Origin of the sequence: Streptomyces sp. NPDC059373, from assembly GCF_042751495.1 — a bacterium.
Classification (GTDB): Bacteria; Actinomycetota; Actinomycetes; order Streptomycetales; family Streptomycetaceae; genus Actinacidiphila.
In genome coordinates this window covers 25,906-40,904 of the sequence record NZ_JBHYXC010000036.1, presented here as the reverse complement: position 1 = coordinate 40,904, position 14,999 = coordinate 25,906, and the positions used below count along the sequence as shown (strand labels likewise).

Genomic DNA, 14,999 nt, shown 5'->3' with positions numbered 1-14,999 from the left:
GGGGCTTTGAAGAGACATGAGCGGACGCCGGGCACCGGGGAACGCCGAGGTCGGGCGGACGGCTCCATACGCGGGGCGCGTACGGCGGCCGCCGACGGCGGCGTACCGGTGCTTGGACCGCCGCGCACTGCCTCCCATCCGGACTTTAACCGTCGGTCCAGGAATTTCACCTGGTCAACCGCCCGCTGGATGCGGACGGGTCGCGGACTGTAACCGCCGGTTCGGAGTTTCACCGACCCCGGAGTGCGCTGAACGTCACTGGTACGGACAACAGTCTGCCACAACAGGTCGATGCGTATGCATCCGAATACCTGTGGGCTGGCTCACGTGACTCCTCCCCCTCGTGAACGAGGGGGCTTCTCACTTGGGCCGTGATGACCCGCATGACGGCCAAGCCCTGACCGCTACCGAGGTAGAGAGGAAGCGTACTACGCCGCTTCGCGGCTCCGTATACAAGGATGCGTTTCCCGCCCGGCATGAAGGCCGGGATTCCCACGCGAGACCAGGAATGCCTATGCCCCCGGCTCGAACAGCGCATCCTGGGCGGCGTCCATCGCGGTCAGGACCGCGCCGCGCAGCACAGCGCTGCCAGTGATCTCGCCCGGGCGGACCTCGGTGCGCAGCGGCGACATGCCGGCCAGCCGGTCCGCGACGCGGATGGCGAGGGCGGCGCCGCCGGCCCGGCCGACCTCGCCGGCCAGGACGACACAGCCGGGGTCGAGTACCGAGCAGACCGCCGCCGCGCCGATGGCGATGCGGGCGGCGAGCGCGTCGAGGAAGACCTCGCCGTGCTTGCCGTCGCCCGGGGCCCGCGCGACGACGGCCTCAGCCGCGGCCGCGTCGTCCCCGGTGACCGTCATGCCGTGGGCCCGGGCCAGGGCGCACACCGCGGCGCTGCCCGCCAGGGTGTGGAAACCGCCTTCGCAGCCGGTCGCGTTGGGCAGCTGGAAGGTGCCGGGGACGGGCAGGAAGCCGATCTCGCCCGCGCCGCCGGAGGATCCGCGCCGCAGCACGCCGTCGAGCATCACCGCCGCGCCGACGCCGTGGCCGAGCCAGAACAGTACGAAGGTGTCCTTGTCCCGCACGGCCCCGAGCCGTTGCTCGGCGACGGCGGCGAGGTTGACCTCGTTCTCCAGGATCACCGGCACGCCGATCCGCCGCCGCAGTTCGGCGACGAGCGCGGAATGCCAGGCGGGCAGCTGGCCGGTCGCGCGGAGTTCACCCGTGGCGGGGTCGACGAGGCCGGGGGCGCCGACGGCGATGGTGTGCAGGGAGGGGACGTGCGCGTCGTGCGCGGTGCGCTCCAGCAGGGCGACCGACCGTTTCACCGTGCGGCCCGGGTCGCCCTGCGGGTCGACGGGGAGCACGGCGCTGCCGACGGTCCGGCCGAGCAGGTCGGCGACCTCTATGGCGACGCTGTGGGTGCGTACGTCGACGGCTGCCAGGTGGGCGAGGTCGGCGACGATGCCGTACAGGCGGGCGTTGGGGCCGCGCCGGTCGGCGCCGGACTCACCGACGACCGCGATCAGCCCGGCGTCCTGGAGGCGTTCGACGAGATCGGCGACGCTGGGGCGTGACAGCCCGGTGAGGCCCTTGAGCTGTGTCGCGGTCAACGGGCCCTCGCGCTGCAGGAATTCCAGCGCCAGCCGGTCATTGATCGCACGTGCCGTGCGCGGTGAGGCGGTACGGCCGGAGTAGGCCCGCGGGGCGGTCATGGGCGGGATCCTCCCAGAGGTTTCTATCAGGCAACCTGCCTGATAGTTTATAGGACGCATCAGGTCACGCGTTACCGGGGAGGGGACCCGCAGAATGACGACATTGAAGGCCGACCCCCGGGTGCGGCGGGCGCATCGCGCGGTCGCGACGGTGTTCGCCGTGCACGGCGCCGTCACCGGCAGCTTCGCCACCCGTATCCCCTGGATCCAGGAGCACTTGGGGCTGACCACCGGCCGCCTCGGCCTCGCCCTGATGTTCGCCGCGCTCGGCGCGTCCCTGGCGATGCCGCTGGCCGCGCGGATCGTCCACCGGCTCGGCATGCGTACGGCGCTGCGCGCGCTGCTCGCCCTGTGGTGCGCGTCGCTGGCGCTGCCCGCGCTGGCCCCCGGGGCGGTGTGGCTGGGCCTGGCGATGTTCCTGTACGGCGCGAGCGCCGGCATGGCCGACGTGGTGATGAACGCCGAGGGCGTCGAGGTCGAGCAGCGGCTCGGCCGGTCCGTCATGTCGGGGCTGCACGGCATGTGGAGCGCGGGCGCGCTGCTCGGCTCGCTGGTCGGCGTGGTCGCCGCCCACTTCGACCTGGACGCGCGGATTCACCTGTCGCTGATGGCCGTGACGCTGATCGCGCTGGGCATCTACGTCTGCGGCGGCGTCCTCGACATCCGGCCCGCCCCGGAGGAGGCGGCCCCGGCGCGCTTCGCGCTTCCGCCGAGGTCCGCGCTGGTCATCGGCGCCATCGGCTTCTGCGCGGTCTTCGCGGAGGGCGCCAGCATGGACTGGAGCGCGGTGTACCTGCGGGACATCACCAACGCCTCGCACGGCGTCGCCGCCGCCTCCTACACCGCCTTCGCCTGCACCATGGCCGCCGCCCGGCTCGTCGGCGACGTGGTGGTCCGCCGCTTCGGCCCGGTCCGTACGGTGCGGGCGGGCGGTGTCCTGGCCACGGCGGGGGGTGTCCTCGTGGTCACGGCGGCCTCCCAGCTCGCCGCGATCGCCGGGTTCGCCCTGATCGGCGTCGGCGTGGCCGTCGTGGTCCCGCTCTGCTTCGCCGCCGCCGGGCACAGCGGCCCGGTGCCGAGTCAGGCCATCGCGGGCGTCGCCACCGTCACGTACACCTCGGGCCTGGTCGCCCCGGCGGCGATCGGTTCCATCGCCCAGGCGACGTCTCTCACGGTCTCCTTCGGCCTCGTGACCGCCCTTGCGGCGGGCCTGGCCCTCGGTGCGGGGGTTCTCCGGCCCGCGGCGCCGGCCGCCCCGTCAGATGCCCCGGCGCCAGGCCGCCTCGCGGAGCAGCCGTAGCCCGTTGAGGCCGACGACGACCGTGGAGCCCTCGTGCCCGGCGACGCCGAGCGGCAGGGGGAGGTGGCCGGCGAGGTCCCACACCGCGAGGGCGGTGATGAAGACCGAGGCGATGACGAGGTTCTGGACGACGAGCCGGCGGGCGCGGCGGGAGAGGGCCACCACGGCGGGAACGGTGCCCAGTTCGTCGCGTACGACGACGGCGTCGGCGGTCTCCAGGGCCAGGTCGGATCCGGCGCGGCCCATGGCGATGCCGGTGTGGGCGGCCGCGAGCGCGGGGGCGTCGTTGACGCCGTCCCCGACCACCAGGACCTTGCGGCCGGCGGCCTCCAGCTCCCGTACGGCGGCGACCTTGTCCTGCGGCAGCAGTCCCGCCCGCACGTCGGTGATCCCCGCCTCGGCGGCGAGCCGGGCGGCGGCGCGCGGATTGTCCCCGGTGAGCAGGACCGGGGCGGCGCCGGTGAGCCGGTGCAGGGCGGCGACGGCCGCGGGGGCGCCGTCGCGGAGCCGGTCGGCGATGCCGAGCACGGCGACGGGCGTGCCGTCGGCCAGCACGGCGACGGCGGTGTGCCCGGCGTCCTCCAGCTCGGCCACGGCGCGCTGCGCGGCGGCGCCGGGCTCGAGGAGCCGCGCCGGGCTGCCGATCTCGACCCGGCGGCCGCCGACGACCGCGCTGACCCCGCGGCCGGGCTCGGACGTGAAGTCCCGCGCGGGGGCGATCCGCAGGCCACGGGCCCGGGCCGCGTCGACCACGGCCCGCCCGAGGGGATGCTCGCTGGCGTGCTCGGCGGCGGCGGCCAGGGCCAGTACGCCGTCCTCGTCCAGGTCGGAGGCCAGGCCGTAGGACGGCCCGGAGGCCGGTTCGGTGGCCGGCGCGCGGACCTCGGCGACGCGCGGCGCGCCCTCCGTGAGGGTGCCGGTCTTGTCCATGGCGACGGCGTCGACCTGGCCGAGCCGCTCCATCACCACGGCGGACTTCACCAGCACGCCGTGCCGCCCGGCGTTGGCGATCGCCGACAGCAGCGGCGGCATGGTGGCCAGGACAACGGCGCACGGCGACGCGACGATCATGAAGGTCATCGCCCGCAGCAGCGTGGCCGTCAGCTCCGCCCCGAAGGCGAGCGGCACCGCGAAGAGCGCGAGGGTCGCCACGACGACGCCCACCGAGTAGCGCTGCTCCGCCTTCTCGATGAACAGCTGCGTCGGAGCCTTGGTGCGTGAGGCCTCGGCGACCATGGTCACGATCCGCGCGATGACGCTGTCGGAGGCGTCCCGCCCGACCCGTACGGTCAGCGCCCCGGTGCCGTTGAGCGTCCCGGCGAACACCTCGTCCCCCCGCTCCTTCGCGGCAGGCAGCGGTTCGCCGGTGATGGTCGCCTGGTCGACCTCGCTCGCCCCGTCCAGGACCGTGCCGTCGGCGCCGATCCGCTCCCCCGGCCGTACGAGGATCGTGTCGCCGACCCGCAGCTCGGCGGTCGGCACGGTCTCCTCGCTGCCGGCGCAGACCCGCGTGGCGGTGGCGGGTGCCAGGTCCAGAAGGCCGCGTACGGAGTCCTCGGTGCGGGCGGTGGCCAGCGCCTCCAGCGCGCCTGAGGTGGCGAAGATGACGATCAGCAGGCCGCCGTCCATGACCTGCCCGATGGAGGCGGCGCCGATGGCCGCGACGATCATCAGCAGATCCACGTCCAGGGTCTTCTCGCGCAGCGCGCACAGCCCCGCCCAGCCGGGCTCCCAGCCGCCGGCCACGTAGCAGACCGCGTACAGCACGCCCCAGGACCAGCCGGGGGCACCGGCCCACTGGAGCGTCAGCGCGACGAGGAAGGCCGCGAGGGATCCCGCCGCCCAGCGGGCCTCGGGCAGGGCGAGCACCCGGGTCCGGCGAGGGGGCGCGGCGGCCTCGGCGTGGGAGGGGGGTGCGGGCCGTTCGGCGGTCAGCGTGGAGGCGGAGGACATGGTCGCCACTGTACCGGAACACATGAAGAGGTCTTCATTCGTACGCTGACGATACGATTCACCCCATGGGACATGGAGTCGACGGCAACGAAGCACCCGCGGCGCGTCTTGACGCGGAGTCCGCCGCGACCGTCGCCGCGACCCTGCAGGCCCTCGCGACCCCGTCCCGCCTGCTGATCCTCACCCGGCTGCGGCAGGGCCCCCTGCCGGTCAACGACCTCGCCGAGGCCGTCGGGATGGAACAGTCCGCCGTCTCCCACCAGTTGCGGCTGCTGCGCGCCCTGGGTCTGGTCACCGGCCGCCGCGACGGCCGCCGGATCGTCTACAGCCTCTACGACAACCACGTCGCCCAACTCCTCGACGAGGCCGTCTACCACGTGGAGCACCTACGGCTCGGAGTCCGGGACCGGACAACCCCTGTCGAAACGGCCTGAACCTCGCATTCCGCGTAACGTGTGTCCATGAAGCGCATGGGCCCGGACCTCGGCGTGGGCTGGAAACTGCACGGCGACGGGCGCACCCCCGCTCCCGGAGCCGTCGTCAGACCCGACGAACGGCTCTCCTGGCCCCGCACCGCCGGGCTCGGCGCACAGCATGTCGTGGCGATGTTCGGCGCGTCCTTCGTCGCCCCGGTGCTGATGGGGCTCGACCCCAACCTCGCGATCATGATGTCGGGGGTCGCGACCATCCTCTTCCTGCTGGCCACGCGCGGCCGGGTGCCGAGCTATCTGGGCTGCAGCCTGTCCTTCGTCGGTGTCGCGGCCGTGATCCGCGCCCAGGGCGGCGGCAGTGCGGGCGTGACCGGCGCGATTTTCGTGGTCGGCGGGGTGCTGCTGCTCGCGGGCCTGGTGGTGCGGAGGTTCGGGGCGGGGGTGGTCCACGCCGTGATGCCGCCGGTGGTGACCGGCGCCGTCGTCATGCTGATCGGCTTCAACCTCGCGCCGGTCACGGCGGAGGTGTACTGGCCCCAGGACCAGTGGGCGGCTCTGCTGACCATGGCGTTCACCGGCTTCGCCGTCGTGGCGTTCCGCGGCTTCTGGTCACGCATCGCGATCTTCCTGGGGCTGCTCTTCGGCTACGGCATCTCGTGGCTCTTCGACCGCCTCTTCGGCAGGATCCACTCCGTCAACGGCGGCCCACGGCCCGTCGACCACTGGCGGCTCGACCTGTCCGGCCTGTCCAAGGTGGACTGGGTCGGCCTGCCGCCCTTCCACGCCCCCGCCTTCACCTGGTCGGCGGTGCTGGTCGCCCTGCCCGTCGTCATCGCCCTCATCGCCGAGAACGCCGGCCACGTCAAAGCCGTCGGCGAGATGACCGGCGACCCCCTGGACGACCAGCTCGGCACCGCCATCGCGGCCGACGGCGCCGCCACCATGCTCTCCACCGCCGTCGGCGGCCCCGCCACCACGACCTATTCCGAGAACATCGGCGTCATGGCCGCCACCCGCGTCTACTCCACCGCCGCCTACTGGGCCGCCGCCTTCTTCGCGCTGCTGTTCGGCCTCTGCCCCAAGTTCGGCGCGATCGTCGCAGCGGTGCCCGGCGCCGTCCTCGGCGGCATCACCGTCATCCTCTACGGCATGATCGGCCTGCTGGGCGCCCAGATCTGGGTCCACAACCGCGTCGACCTCCGCAACCCGCTGAACCTCGTCCCCGTCGCGGCGGGCGTCGTCATCGGCGTCGGCGGCGTCAGCCTCGACATCAGCGACAACTTCAAGCTCAGCGGCATCGCCCTCGGCACCATCGTCGTGCTGGCCGGCTACCACCTGCTGCGCGCCGCCGCCCCGGCGTACCTGAAGCCGCAGGAGCCTCCTAGCGGGTCGGCGTGAGGTTCTGCAGCCCGACCACCCGCAGCAGGCGCAGCTTCTCGTACGACTCGCTGCCGGGGCGGGCGGTGAAGAGGATGAGCCGCTGGTCGTGGTCGGAGCTGAGCAGCACCTCGCAGTCCAGCTCCAGGTCGCCGACGACGGGGTGGCGGAAACGCTTGACGTCCGAGCGCCGCACGGCGACCTCGTGGGCGGCCCACAACTGCCCGAACTCCTCGCTTCCGGCGCGGAGTTCGGCAACGAGGGCGGCCGTGCGCGGGTCGTCGGGGCGGGCGGCGAGGAGGGCGCGGAGGGAGGCGACGTGGCTGCGGGCGAGCGTGGGGCGGTCGTCGGGCGGGATGAGGTCGCGGCCGGCGGGGTTGAGGAAGAACCCGCGGATGATGTTGCGGTGGGCGGGCGGGCGGGCCGAGATGTCGCCGAAGAGGGCCGCCGACATCGGGTTCTGCGCGAGCACGTCACCGTGGTCGCTGATCACCTGGGCGGGGGTGTCGTCGAGCCGGTCCAGTACGAGCAGCAGCCCCGGCCGCACATGGCCGGTGCCGTGCCGGTCGCGGGGCGGCTCCTCCCCCGCGAGGTGGAAGAGGTGGTCGCGCTCGTCGTCGGTGAGCCGCAGCGCCCGCGCCAGCGAGGCGAGGATCTGCCGCGACGGGCGCGGGCCGCGGGCCTGCTCGAGCCGCGTGTAGTAGTCCACCGACATCCCGGCGAGCTGGGCGACCTCTTCCCGGCGCAGCCCCGGCGTGCGGCGCCTCGCCCCTTCCGCGAGGCCCACGTCCGTAGGGGCGAGGCGAGCGCGGCTGCGGCGCAGGAAGTCGGCGAGTTCGGCTCGGTCCAGGTCAAGGTCCACCCTGCCAGCATCGCGCTCCCGAGCGGCGGTATCCAGGGAGTGCTGGTCCCCTGATCGGGAGGTCTCTCCCGCCCGTCGCCCGGCCGCCCGAAGCTGGTCCCGTCACGAGGTCTCACGACGGAAGAAGGTCGACATGCTGGTTCTGGTGACGGGTGCGACGGGCGAGGTCGGGCGGCGGTTCGTGCCACGGCTGCTGCAGCACAGCGGCGGCCCCGGCGACGCCGTACGGGTGCTGGTGCGGGACGGGACGCGCGGCGAGCCCTTCGCGGCGCTGGGCGCGCAGGTCGCGGTGGGCGAGCTGCGCGACCCCGAGGCGGTACGCAAGGCCGTCGCCGGGGCGGACGCGGTGGTGAACATCGCCGCCGCCTTCCGGCACGGCGAGGCCGCCGACGAGGTGTGGGCGGTCAACCGGGACGCGGCCCTGGGTCTTGCGCGGGCCGCGCTGGACGCAGGCGCGGGACGGTTCGTACAGGTCAGTACGAATCTGGTCTACGGGCCCGGACACGGACGCCCCGCGACCGAGGACGACCTGCCCGACCCGGACCCGGCCTGGGGCGCCTACCCGGCGTCGAAGGCGGCGGCCGAACAGGAGCTGCTGGCACTCCACCGCGAGCAGGGGCTCGACCTGCGCATCGGGCGGCTGGCCTACGTCTACGGCGAGGGCGACCCGCACCTCGCGCAGTCGCTGCGCTTCGCGGCCTCGTGGGCGGCCCACAAGCCGATGCAGCTGGTGCACCACGCGGACGTGGCGCAGGGCCTGCTGCGGCTGCTGCGGGCGCCGGGCGTGGCCGGGCGTACGTACAACATCGCGGACGACGCGCCGGCGAGCGCGGCCGTGCTGCTCGCCCTGAACGGCGCCGAACTTCCGGAGGGGATGGCGGACCGGCCGCTGCCCGACCCCTGGGAGGGTGTCGTGTCCACGCTGCGGATCCGCGACGAGCTGGGCTTCCGGCCGATCCACCCCTCGGTGTGGACGGCGCGGGACGCGGGCGCGCTGTGAAGGCACCCGCAACCGGGTAACCGTTTCACCCGAATCGGGGACGCCACGGCGCGCGGCCGCCAAATCGACAAATCGCCTGGGACTCTGGGCGCATGACGACGGTACGCCGGCTCCCCACAGCCGATGTGGACGAGGTCCTGACCCGGATGCGCGACCTCGACGCGGCACTCCCGCCGCGCGACGGCGTCGCGGTCTTCAACCGCGTCTACCTCTCCGTGACCGAGGAGTTGCGCCGGCGGCTCGAAGCCCGGGCCTTCGCCGACCGCACCGCGGCCGCCGAACTGGGCGCCCGCTTCGCCGGCCGCTACCTGGCCGCCGTCGCCGCCGCCGAGCCGCGCGACGCCCCCGCCTGCTGGCGCCCGCTGCTCCAGTTGCGCGGCCACCGGGGCATCCGGCCCCTGCAGTTCGCCCTGGCCGGCATCAATGCCCACGTCGGCCACGACCTGGCCCTCGCCGTGATCGACACCGCCCGCGCCCTGGAGCTCGAACCGCCGGACCTGGAGCGGGACTTCGACCGCGTCGGCGAGCTGCTGACGGCCATCGAGGAACGCGTACGCGAGGAGCTCATGCCGGGCCCCGACCTCCTCGACATCGCCGATCCCCTCACCCACCTCGCCGGCTCCTGGAGCCTGGACCGCGCGCGGGACGCCGCCTGGGCCGCGTCCCGCGTGCTGTGGTCCCTGCGGCGGATGCCGGAGATGTACGAGGAGTTCACCGAGAAGCTCGACACCGGCGTCGGGCTGATCGGCCGCTTCCTGCTGACGCCTCTGGACCGGTGATCAGTCCGGTGATCAGTCCTCTTCGAGCGCGACCGGGGCGATCTCGTCGTACACGTCGCCCGGGCCCGGGTTCGAGGCATCCGTCCCGCCGCCGAAGTGGTGCATCACGCCCCACACCGCGTTGAGCGCGGTCTGCACGGCGCCCTCCGCCCAGCCCGCCGTCCACGAGATGTCGTCGCCGGCCAGGAAGATGCCGCGCTTGTCCTCGGGCAGCGCGTCCTGCATGAAGTGCGTGAACAGCCGCCGCTGGTAGCGGTAGTGGCCGGGCAGGTTGGCCTTGAAGGCGCCCATGAAGTAGGGCTCGTTCTCCCAGGACACCGTCACCGGGTTGCCGATGACGTGCTTGCGGATGTCGACCTTGGGATAGATCTCGCCGAGCGACTTGAGCATGACCTCCATCCGCTCGTTCGCGCTCAGCGGCAGCCACTTCAGGCTGTCGTCGCACCAGGTGTACGAGAGGCAGATGGTGGCCGGCCGGTCCGGGCCGTCGTCCAGCAGATAGGTGCCCCGGGTCATCCGGTCGGTGAGGGTCATCGACATCACGTCACGCCCGGTCTCCTCGTCCTTGTCCAGCCAGAAGGGCCGGTCGACGGGCACGAAGAGCTTGCTGGACTCCATGTAGTGGGTGCGCTCGATCGCCGTCCAGTGGTCGATCGGGAAGAGCGAGTCGTCGCAGGCGATCTTGCTCAGCAGCATCCAGCTCTGCGCGGTGAAGACCGCGGCGGCGTACGTACGGATGTCGCCGGAGGCGTCGGTGACCGTGATCCGGTGCCCGGCGGTGCGGTGCATCCGGGTGACGGCGGGGCGGGGCTCACCGTCGTGCAGGGACTTCAGGGAGGTGCCGTACGGGTGGTGGACGATCTTCTCCGGCTCGCGCTCCCACAGACGGAGCGGGAGCTGCTGGCTGCCGCCGACGATGCCGCGGTGGTCGTCGTCGGCGCCGGTGTAGACGACGCGGAGGATCTCCAGGATCGAGTTGGGAAAGTCGGTGTCCCAGCCGCCGGTGCCGAAGCCGACCTGGCCGAATATCTCGCGGTGGCGGAAGGACTTGAAGGCCGGCGAGTCGCAGAGGAAGCCGTAGAAGGTCTGGTTGTCCAGCTTCTCGACCAGCCGGGACCAGATCTCGCGGATGCGCGGGATGTCGCGCTCCCGCATGGCCCGCTGCATGTCGGAGAAGTCGGCGCCGTCCTCCAGGCAGGCATTCCAGGCGTGCATGACCTGGTGGTAGACCTCGGGCAGGTCGTCGACCGAGGTCGCGTAGTGCGTCTCGCCCTTGAGGTCCACGACGGTCGACGGGGTCTCCGGCGCCAGCGGGTTGGGGAAGGGCCTGGTCTCCAGCCCGACCAGGTCGATGTAGTGCTGGAAGGCCGTCGAGGAGGGCGGGAAGCGCATCGCGCCCATCTCGGCGGTCAGCGACTCGTCGCAGCCGGGGAAGCCGACGGTGCGCAGCCGGCCACCGATCTGGTCGGCCTCGTAGACGACGGGCTTGAGGCCCATCTTCATCAGCTCGTACGCCGCGATGATGCCGCTCAGCCCGCCGCCGATCACCGCGATCTCGGTGCCGTGCGCGGTCGCCGGTACGGAGCCGAGGCCCGCCGGGTGCGCCAGGAAGTCGTCGTACGCGTACGGGAAGTCCGGCCCGAACATGGTGATGGGCGGGGTGGCCTGGGCCTCGGCGTGCTGCTCGTCGTGGACGGCGGTGGGCACGGACGTCATCGGGCTGGTGCTCCTAGGAAAAAGAAAGTGGCTCAGTAAAGCTCGGGGCGGCGGTCGGCCAGATACGGGTTCGCCGCGCGCGACGCGCGCAGCACCTCCGGGTCGGCGTCGCCGAACAGCAGCTCCTCGCCGCGCCCGGCGCGCACGAGCGCGGCCCCGCCTTCGGGCCCGGCCAGGCAGCTCAGCCCGACGAAGTCGAAGTCGCCCTCGGCGCCGTGCCGGTTGACGTACGCGACGTAGAGCTGGCTCTCCCAGGCCCGCGTCGGGACGAGGCTCTCGGCGACGAACTCGAACGGGTGCATCTGCGCCGTCGGCACCACCAGCAGATCGGTGCCCGCCAGGGCGTGCGCCCGCACGTTCTCCGGGAACTCCACGTCGTAGCAGATCAGGAAGCCGAGCCTGAGCCCGTTCAGCTCCGCCTGCACGACCCCGGTGTCGCCGGGGGTGAAGTACTTGCGCTCGAAGTCGCCGAAGAGGTGGGTCTTGCGGTAGTTCGCCAGCCGCTGCCCGTCGGGGCCGATGAGCTGCACCGAGTTGTACGTCTCGCCGCCGGCACCCCGCTCGGGGTAGCCGTAGGCCAGCGCCACGCCGTGCGCGGCGGCGACCTCCGCGAGCCGCTGCGCGCTCGGGCCGTCGGCGGGCTCGGCGAGGCGGGGGATGTCCTCCCCGATCGCGTACCCGGTCAGGAACATCTCCGGTGCGATGAGCAGCCCTGCCCCTGCCCCGGCCGCCCGGCGGGCGGCGTCGTCCAGGATCTCGATGTTCCGCGCGACGTCACTGAGCTCTCCTGAGCTCTGGAGCAGGGCGGTGCGCAGCGGCGTCATGGAACCTCGCGTCTTCCGGGTGTTCGGGGGCCTTTCAAAACGGTACGTTTCACGATCACCTACCGACAAGACGCGGACATTGCGGACCAATGACCGATCCGTTGCGTCTTTCGCCCCCGACCCGGCGATTCGTTGCGCGGGGTTACGTCGGAGAGCCCGAGGTGTAGCGCCGCAGCAGCGGTGAGAGCACCAGCACGGACTTCGTACGCTCCACGAAGGGCTCGCCCGCGATGCGCTCCAGGACGCGCTCGAAGTGCCGCACATCCTCCGCGAAGACCTGGACGATCGCGTCCGCCTCCCCCGTGACGGTGGAGGCGGACGCGACCTCGGGGTAGCGCGCCAGGCCTCGCCGGATGTCGTCCGGCGAGGTGTTGTGGCGGCAGTAGAGCTCGACGACCGCTTCCGTCTCCCAGCCCAGCGCCGCCGGATCCACCCGGACCGTGAAGCCGGTGATCGCGCCGGCTGCCAGCAACCGGTCGACGCGGCGCTTCACGGCCGGGGCGGAGAGCCCGACCACGGCGCCGATGTCGGCGTAGGAGCGGCGGGCGTCCTCGGCGAGGGCGTGGACGATGCGTTCGTCGAGATCGTTCAGTCGCACAGCGGGTGGATCACTTCTCTTCGCGGGCCAGCTGGGAGCGGCGGAGGCCGTAAGCGAAGTAGACCACGAGGCCGACGGCCATCCAGCCAAGGAAGTACTCCCAGGTGATGGCGTCGAAGCTGCCCATCATCCACACGCACAGCCCGAAGCCGATCGCCGGCGTCACCGGCGAGAAGGCCACCCGGAAGGTGCGCGGCATGTCGGGCTGCTTCCGCCGCAGCACGATCACCGCGATGTTGACCAGCCCGAAGGCGAAGAGCGTGCCGATGCTGGTGGCGTCGGCGAGCGCGCCCAGCGGTACGCAGGCGGCCAGCACACCGCAGAACAGCGACACGATGACGGTGTTGGCGACCGGGGTGCCGGTGCGCGGGTTGACCTTGGAGAAGACCTTGGGCACCAGTCCGTCACGCGACATCGAGAACAGGATCCGGGTCTGCCCGTAGAGCACGGTCAGCACGACGCTCGCGATGGCGATGACCGCACCGGCGGCGAGCAGCACGGCCCAGAAGCTCTGGCCGGTGACGTCCTTCATGATCTGCGCGAGCGCGGCGTCGGCGTTGCCGAAGTTCTTCCAGGGCATGGCGCCGACGGCGATCAGCGCGACCAGGCAGTACAGCGCGGTGACGATCAGCAGCGACAGCATGATCGCCCGGGGCATGTCCCGCTGCGGGTTCTTGGCCTCCTCGCCGGCCGTGGAGGCGGCGTCGAAGCCGATGTAAGAGAAGAAGAGCGAGGCACCGGCCGCGCTGACCCCGCCCAGGCCCAGCGGGACGAAGGGCGCGTAGTTGCCGGCCCGGATGCCGGTGAAGGCGACGGCGCAGAAGAGCACCAGCGAGGCGATCTTCACCAGGACCATGACGGTGTTGGCGCGGGCGCTCTCGCGGGCGCCGCCGAGCAGGAAGCCCATGGCGAGCAGCACGACCACCAGCGCCGGGAGGTTGAGGATGCCGCCGTCGCCGGGCGGGGCCGCGAGCGCCGTCGGGATGGTCACGCCGATCGTGCCGTCGAGCAGTTCGTTGAGGTACTGGCCCCAGCCGACGGCCACGGCGGCGACGGAGACCCCGTACTCGAGGATCAGACACCAGCCGCAGATCCAGGCGATCAGCTCGCCCATGGTGGCGTAGGCGTACGAGTACGAGGACCCGGAGACCGGGATGGTGCCGGCCAGCTCGGCGTACGACAGGGCCGAGAAGAGGGCGGTGACGCCGGCGATCACGAAGGAGATGACGACCGCGGGGCCCGCCTTCGGCACGGCCTCGCCGAGGACGACGAAGATGCCGGTGCCGAGGGTGGCGCCGATGCTGATCATGGTGAGCTGCCACATGCCGAGCGAGCGCCTCAGCTGGCCGCCCTCTCCCTGGCCGCTCTCCGCGACCAGCCGCTCGACGGGCTTGCGCCGCATGACGCGCGCCCCGAGACCGCCGCCGCCGCGCGGTGGGTCAAGGGTGGGGGGCGGCTCTGTGCCGGTTCGTGCCACGGGGGAGACTCCTTTGTCGCTGCCGGCTTCAGGCGGCGGCGACCGGAGGGTGGGGACCGCCGAGGGTCGCCACCGCTCCACGTACGAGGCACGACCCTATGAGATGACCGCAGCGTCCCGTAATGCGCGTCTCTTGCGTATCTGCGGACGATCGTTGCGTGAAAGACCCGGTAAGCGCCGATTCATTGCTCGGCCACCGGCACGGCCCGCACCCACGTACGGTCCGGCGTGAGAACCGCGTCCAGGGCGAGCCCGGCTTCCGCCAGAGCCTGGGCGAACTGCTCCTCGGTCAGCCGCCGGGAGACGAAGGTGTGGGCCCAGCGGACGTCAGGGAAGACGTATTCGAAGAGGTTGGAGTAGGTGTCCGGGCCGATCGGCTCCGACGAGACCAGCCTGAGGACGGCGTCGCCCCGCACGCTCTCGCGCGGCACGTTCTCCGGGTCGTGCCAGTCCTCGCCCTCGCGCTGGACCAGGACGAGCCCGCCGTCCGCGACATGGCGGCGGCAGGTCCGCAGCAGGGCGCGGCGCACCGCCGGGTCGCCGGCGTTGACCAGGAACGAGGCGAGCAGCACCACGTCGAAGCGCTCGCCCAAGTCCAGTTCCTCGATGGCGGCGCACACCGTGCGTTCCGCCCCGGCGACCCGCTCCAGCATCTCCGGCGACTCGTCCACGGCGGTGACCGTGAAGCCCCGCTCCGCCAGCGGGCGGGTCATCCGGCCCACCCCGCAGCCGAGTTCGAGGATCCGTGCCCCGGCGGGCACCGCCGCCTCGATGATCTCGGGCTCGTCGCCGATCCGGAGCCTGGCCCACAGCTCCACCGCGCAGCCGTCCGGTGTGATCGCCCCCGGGCCGGTGCCCGCATAGCCTTCGCGCATGCGTTGTGTCATGCCCGTCATGGCATCAGGCACCGTACGGCGGCGGCCATTCCTTCGGCCCGAGCCGAAGGAAACGGCCGTCGCGGTGCTGA

13 protein-coding genes and 1 riboswitch are annotated in these 14,999 nt (G+C 72.5%); of the genes, 5 read left to right on the top strand and 8 right to left on the bottom strand.

Annotation, left to right across the window (positions count from 1 at the left end):
* Positions 1-120 precede the first annotated feature (120 nt).
* Positions 121-251, bottom strand: a riboswitch (FMN riboswitch).
* A 261-nt stretch (positions 252-512) separates the two neighbouring features.
* Positions 513-1,715: an ROK family transcriptional regulator gene (locus tag ACFXJ5_RS32615; protein ID WP_384639176.1), complete on the bottom strand. Its 1,203-nt coding sequence runs from the start codon at positions 1,713-1,715 to the stop codon at positions 513-515.
* 94 nt (positions 1,716-1,809) lie between these two features.
* On the opposite strand from ACFXJ5_RS32615, the gene ACFXJ5_RS32610 reads away from it, so the two are divergent.
* Complete coding sequence (locus ACFXJ5_RS32610; protein WP_384639173.1) at positions 1,810-3,015, top strand: MFS transporter; 1,206 nt, start codon at positions 1,810-1,812, stop codon at positions 3,013-3,015.
* Here the strand turns inward: ACFXJ5_RS32610 and ACFXJ5_RS32605 are convergent.
* The gene (locus tag ACFXJ5_RS32605) at positions 2,974-4,968 is read right to left on the bottom strand and encodes a heavy metal translocating P-type ATPase (protein ID WP_384639171.1); all 1,995 of its coding nucleotides are present in this window, start codon (positions 4,966-4,968) and stop codon (positions 2,974-2,976) included. The genes ACFXJ5_RS32610 and ACFXJ5_RS32605 overlap by 42 nt on opposite strands.
* Before the next feature lie 65 nt (positions 4,969-5,033).
* On the opposite strand from ACFXJ5_RS32605, the gene ACFXJ5_RS32600 reads away from it, so the two are divergent.
* Positions 5,034-5,402: an ArsR/SmtB family transcription factor gene (locus ACFXJ5_RS32600; protein ID WP_384639168.1), complete on the top strand. Its 369-nt coding sequence runs from the start codon at positions 5,034-5,036 to the stop codon at positions 5,400-5,402.
* A gap of 27 nt (positions 5,403-5,429) precedes the next feature.
* The gene (locus ACFXJ5_RS32595; protein WP_384639165.1) at positions 5,430-6,797 is read left to right on the top strand and encodes a uracil-xanthine permease family protein; all 1,368 of its coding nucleotides are present in this window, start codon (positions 5,430-5,432) and stop codon (positions 6,795-6,797) included.
* Here the strand turns inward: ACFXJ5_RS32595 and ACFXJ5_RS32590 are convergent.
* Positions 6,781-7,626, bottom strand: a complete 846-nt coding sequence (locus ACFXJ5_RS32590; protein ID WP_384639262.1) for a helix-turn-helix transcriptional regulator — start codon at positions 7,624-7,626, stop codon at positions 6,781-6,783. The genes ACFXJ5_RS32595 and ACFXJ5_RS32590 overlap by 17 nt on opposite strands.
* 145 nt (positions 7,627-7,771) lie before the next feature.
* On the opposite strand from ACFXJ5_RS32590, the gene ACFXJ5_RS32585 reads away from it, so the two are divergent.
* A complete protein-coding gene (locus ACFXJ5_RS32585; RefSeq protein ID WP_384639162.1) occupies positions 7,772-8,638 on the top strand; it encodes an NAD-dependent epimerase/dehydratase family protein in 867 nt (288 codons plus the stop codon).
* 92 nt (positions 8,639-8,730) lie between these two features.
* Positions 8,731-9,417 (top strand): DUF5995 family protein, encoded by a 687-nt coding sequence (locus ACFXJ5_RS32580; protein ID WP_384639160.1) that lies wholly within the window; start codon positions 8,731-8,733, stop codon positions 9,415-9,417.
* 12 nt (positions 9,418-9,429) lie between these two features.
* On the opposite strand, the gene ACFXJ5_RS32575 is transcribed toward ACFXJ5_RS32580, so the two are convergent.
* The 5 genes from ACFXJ5_RS32575 to ACFXJ5_RS32555 all read right to left on the bottom strand — a co-directional run bounded on the left by ACFXJ5_RS32575 (position 9,430) and on the right by ACFXJ5_RS32555 (position 14,919).
* Complete coding sequence (locus ACFXJ5_RS32575) at positions 9,430-11,133, bottom strand: flavin monoamine oxidase family protein (protein WP_384639158.1); 1,704 nt, start codon at positions 11,131-11,133, stop codon at positions 9,430-9,432.
* A gap of 32 nt (positions 11,134-11,165) precedes the next feature.
* A complete protein-coding gene (locus ACFXJ5_RS32570) occupies positions 11,166-11,957 on the bottom strand; it encodes a carbon-nitrogen hydrolase family protein (RefSeq protein ID WP_384639155.1) in 792 nt (263 codons plus the stop codon).
* 142 nt (positions 11,958-12,099) lie between these two features.
* Positions 12,100-12,555 carry an Lrp/AsnC family transcriptional regulator gene (locus tag ACFXJ5_RS32565; RefSeq protein ID WP_384639154.1) on the bottom strand — a complete coding sequence of 152 codons (456 nt, stop codon included), beginning with the start codon at positions 12,553-12,555 and terminating at the stop codon, positions 12,100-12,102.
* Between the two features lie 10 nt (positions 12,556-12,565).
* Positions 12,566-14,032, bottom strand: coding sequence for an amino acid permease (locus ACFXJ5_RS32560; RefSeq protein ID WP_384639151.1), 1,467 nt, complete (start codon positions 14,030-14,032; stop codon positions 12,566-12,568).
* Positions 14,033-14,214: 182 nt separating this feature from the next.
* A complete protein-coding gene (locus tag ACFXJ5_RS32555; protein ID WP_384639148.1) occupies positions 14,215-14,919 on the bottom strand; it encodes a class I SAM-dependent methyltransferase in 705 nt (234 codons plus the stop codon).
* Positions 14,920-14,999 lie beyond the last annotated feature (80 nt).